The organism is Streptomyces griseorubiginosus (genome assembly GCF_017614965.1).
In the GTDB taxonomy this organism is placed as follows: domain Bacteria; phylum Actinomycetota; class Actinomycetes; order Streptomycetales; family Streptomycetaceae; genus Streptomyces; species Streptomyces griseorubiginosus_B.
Genome location: NZ_WVUG01000603.1, coordinates 1 through 1,872 on the forward strand (window position 1 = coordinate 1; position 1,872 = coordinate 1,872).

The 1,872-nt window shown below is 76.2% G+C and carries 1 protein-coding gene and 1 pseudogene; one reads left to right on the top strand and one right to left on the bottom strand.

Translation table 11 applies throughout. The features are described 5' to 3' along the window. Nucleotides 1–908: pseudogene (locus tag GRC12_RS44080) on the bottom strand (hypothetical protein); the annotation flags it as partial. A 36-nt stretch (nt 909–944) separates the two neighbouring features. Between GRC12_RS44080 and GRC12_RS44085 the strand changes: the two are divergent. After that, the gene (locus tag GRC12_RS44085) at nt 945–1,469 is read left to right on the top strand and encodes a hypothetical protein (protein WP_208786040.1); all 525 of its coding nucleotides are present in this window, start codon (nt 945–947) and stop codon (nt 1,467–1,469) included. Nucleotides 1,470–1,872 lie beyond the last annotated feature (403 nt).

The window sequence follows — 1,872 nt, forward strand, 5'->3', positions numbered from 1 at the left end:
GGAGCGGCATCGGCCGTCAACTGCTCGGCGGGGGCGGCCGCGAGGGGCTCCGCCGTGGGGCCGGGTTGCTCCTCGGCGGCCGTGACGGCGGTGTCCGGAGTGCCGGTGAGAGCCGCAGGGTGTGGCGCGTTCGCCGGGTCCACCGAGATGGAGTCGTGGTGCTCAGGGGCATTCAGTACGGGGTCCTGAAGGGCGGCCGCCGGGTCCGGGATCGGGCTCGCGGCCACTGCGACCTGGAGGTCGGCGGGCGTGATCGGCTCTACGCCCGGGGCGGGCTGTCTGCCCGCGTGCTGGGGCTGCGCGGAGACATCCGTGGACGCCGCGTCCTCGGCCGGCGCCGGAGAACCGTCCGCCGGGTGAGACGTGTGCGGAGCCGCCGGGAACGGGGTGCTCTCCGGAGCTTCGGGTGTTACGGCGGTGTCGGGGCCCTGCGTCGGTACGGCCGTGTCGGTCGGCTGGGCGGGGGCGAGGTCGGCGGAGTCCGCGGCCTGGCCGGCGTCCGGCGCCATGACCTCCGGCGCCCGGATGGCCTCGACCGCGTCGGACACATCGTCGGCCTCGGGTCCACCGACGCCGCTCACCTGCTCGCTTTCGGGCGCCGTGGGCTGGGCGTCCTCGGCCGGCTCGGTTGGCGGAACGGGCACGGCCTCCGGGAGCCGAGCGGCGTCCGGACCGGCCTCAACTCCCGCGGCCGCCACGGTCTGTGCAGCAAGCGCTGCCTCGTCGGCCGGCCCACCGTGCGGGTCGCCTTCGGCGAGGGGAGCCCTCTCCGCCTCCGGAACCGAAGCGGTCGTACCGGCCTGCTCAGCGACGACTTCCGGGGTGGGTACGGCACCCGCGCCCTCTCCGTCGGCAGCGGCGGAGCCGGCCGCGACCGGGTGCCCGGCTTCCACGACGCCGGCCGACACGAGCCCGCCGCCTGCGGAGCCGGTGGCCGCCGCGAGATGACCACTCTCCGAGCCGGGCGCGGCAGCGTCGGCGTCCGCGGATGCCACGGCGGACCCGCCGAACGCGACCTCGCCGTCCTGCCCCGAGGGCACACCATGGGCGAGCGCGGCGCTCAGCGCCGACGGGGCGGCATCACCAGGCGCGGCGCCGTGCCCGGACTCGGCATCATGGCCAGGCTGAGCGACCTGGCCGGCCTCCGCGCCATGGCCCGACGCATCCTCGTTTCCGGACTCCGCACCGTGACCGAGCACACCGCTCTGCCCGGGCTCCGCACCATGGCCCAGCACACCGTCCTGGTCGGGCTGCGCGCCATGGCCCAGCACGCCGTCCTGGTCGGGCTGCGCGCCATGGCCCAGCACGCCGCCCAGTCCAGTCTCCGCACCGTGAACGAGCACACCGGCCTGCCCGGGCTCCGCACCATGACCAAGAACACCGGCCTGCCCGGGCTCCGCACCATGACCAAGCACACCGCCCTGCTCGGGCTGTGCGCCATGGCCGAGTTCGACGGCCTGCGGGCCTAGTCCACTCGGGCCGCTCGGGCTGCTCTGGGCGCTCTGGTCGTTCGAACCGCTCCCCGCACCGTGATCGGCGGCGTCGCCCTGCGTGGCCTGGGGCAGCGGCTCACCGTGCCGGGTCGCAGCACCCTGGGCGTTCCCCGCGCCAGGCGCCGACCGGCCGATTTCCTCGGCCTGCCCCGCCACCGCGGCCTGCGTGTTTTCGGCTCCGGCCACGGCCTGGGCGAACTCGCCCTGCGCGGCGTACCCGGTCTCCTGTCCCTGGACGGCGGTGGCTTCGGTCGTGATGCGGGCCATCACCGCCTGGGCGGCGCCCAGCGGCTCGGCGGGGTGGCTCGGGGACGGAACAACCGTTTCCGCAGCCGGTGTCCCGGGGGCCACCGAGGGCTGGGGCGGGGCGCCCCAGCCC

Excerpts from the sequence above, each read along its gene's own strand:
- GRC12_RS44085 (WP_208786040.1), top strand. The coding sequence starts at position 945 with ATGACCACTCTCCGAGCCGGGCGCGGCAGCGTCGGCGTCCGCGGATGC.